Here is a 1,833-nt window from a genome sequence, read left to right as displayed (position 1 = left end):
GCACGGGTTGGTGCCCGGGCTTGCGGTTGTTCTGGTGGGCGAGGATCCTGCGAGCCAGGTCTATGTCAGGAACAAGGCGGTCCAGACGCGCGAGGCGGGGATGGCGAGCTTCGAGCACCGGCTTGCGGCCGAGACGCCGCAGGCGGCGCTGCTGGCGCTGGTCGCGCGGCTCAATGCCGACCCGGCCGTGCACGGCATCCTGGTGCAGCTGCCGCTGCCCGCGCATATGGACGCCGGGGCGGTGATCGCCGCCATCGACCCGCGAAAGGACGTGGACGGGTTCCATGCGCTGAACGTGGGGCTGCTGGGGACCGGGCAGAAGGCGCTGGTGCCCTGCACGCCCTCGGGCTGCCTGATGCTCTTGCGCGAGACGCTCGGGGATCTGTCGGGGCTGGAGGCGGTGGTGGTGGGGCGCTCGAACATCGTGGGCAAGCCGATGGCGCAGCTCTTGCTGGCCGAGAACTGCACGGTGACCATCGCCCACAGCCGCACCCGCGAGCTGGCGGCGGTCTGCCGGCGGGCGGACATCCTGGTGGCGGCGGTGGGCCGGGCGCGGATGATCCGGGGCGAGTGGATCAAGCCCGGCGCCACGGTGATCGACGTGGGCATCAACCGCATCGAGGAGGAGGGCCGGTCGCGGCTGGTCGGCGACGTGGACTTCGCGGGCGCGGCGCAGGTGGCGGGCGCGATCACCCCGGTGCCGGGAGGCGTGGGGCCGATGACCATCGCCTGCCTGCTGGCCAATACGCTGGTGGCCTGCTGCCGGGCGCATGGCCTGCCCGAGCCGGATCCGGGCCGGGCCGAAGGCGCGGCGGCCTGAGGGATGGCGCGGGACGGCGGGGGGCGCTGCCCCCCCGCTCCTGCGGCCCCTCGAGGGGGCCGCAGGAGCGTCCCCCCGGGATATTTGCACACGGAAGAAACCAGGGCGCTTGCCCTTTCAGTGGAGAGCCAGATGAAGAAATACACGCTGACGGTCGCCTGCCCCTCGACGCGCGGCATCGTCGCCACCGTGGCCGGCTTTCTGGCCGAGCATGGCTGCAACATCACCGACAGTTCGCAGTTCGACGATACCGAGACCGGGCGCTTCTTCATGCGGGTGAGCTTCGTCTCGGAGGAGGGCGTGGGGCTGGAGGCGCTGCGCGCGGGCCTGGCCGGCCCGGCGGAGCCCTTCGGCATGGACTACGCCATCCATGACGAGGCCGAGAAGATGAAGGTGGTGATCATGGTCAGCCGCTTCGGGCATTGCCTGAACGACCTGCTCTATCGCTGGCGCATCGGCGCGCTGCCGATCGAGATCGTGGCGGTGATCTCGAACCACATGGACTACCAGAAGGTGGTGGTGAACCACGACATCCCCTTCCACTGCATCAAGGTCACGCGCGAGAACAAGCCGCAGGCCGAGGCGCAGCTGATGGCGGTGGTCGAGGATTCGGGGGCCGAGCTGGTGGTTCTGGCGCGCTACATGCAGGTGCTGTCGGACGCATTGTGCCGCAAGATGTCGGGGCGGATCATCAACATCCACCATTCCTTCCTGCCGAGCTTCAAGGGCGCCAACCCCTACAAGCAGGCCTTCGAGCGCGGGGTGAAGCTGATCGGGGCGACCAGCCATTACGTGACCGCCGACCTCGACGAGGGCCCGATCATCGAGCAGGACACCGTCCGGGTCACCCATGCGCAATCGCCCGAGGACTATGTCAGCCTGGGCCGCGACGTCGAAAGCCAGGTCCTGGCCCGCGCCATCCACGCCCATATCCACCGCCGGGTGTTCCTCAACGGCAACAAGACTGTGGTCTTCCCCGCCTCGCCAGGAAGCTACGCATCCGAAAGAATGGG

General features: G+C 69.0%; 2 protein-coding genes. Both read left to right on the top strand.

Annotated elements, in window-relative coordinates; translation table 11 throughout:
* On the top strand, nucleotides 1–820 hold an 820-nt coding region (folD, locus tag IT40_RS26360), incomplete at its 5' end, for a bifunctional methylenetetrahydrofolate dehydrogenase/methenyltetrahydrofolate cyclohydrolase FolD (RefSeq protein WP_036761468.1).
* Between the two features lie 132 nt (nucleotides 821–952).
* Nucleotides 953–1,833, top strand: an 881-nt coding sequence (gene purU, locus IT40_RS26355; RefSeq protein ID WP_036761466.1) for a formyltetrahydrofolate deformylase, incomplete at its 3' end; no start/stop codon positions are given.

Origin of the sequence: Paracoccus versutus (assembly GCF_000763885.1) — a bacterium.
Lineage (GTDB): Bacteria > Pseudomonadota > Alphaproteobacteria > Rhodobacterales > Rhodobacteraceae > Paracoccus > Paracoccus versutus.
The sequence above is the reverse complement of the archived record's forward strand: the minus strand, read 5'-3'. Positions and strand labels throughout refer to the sequence as shown.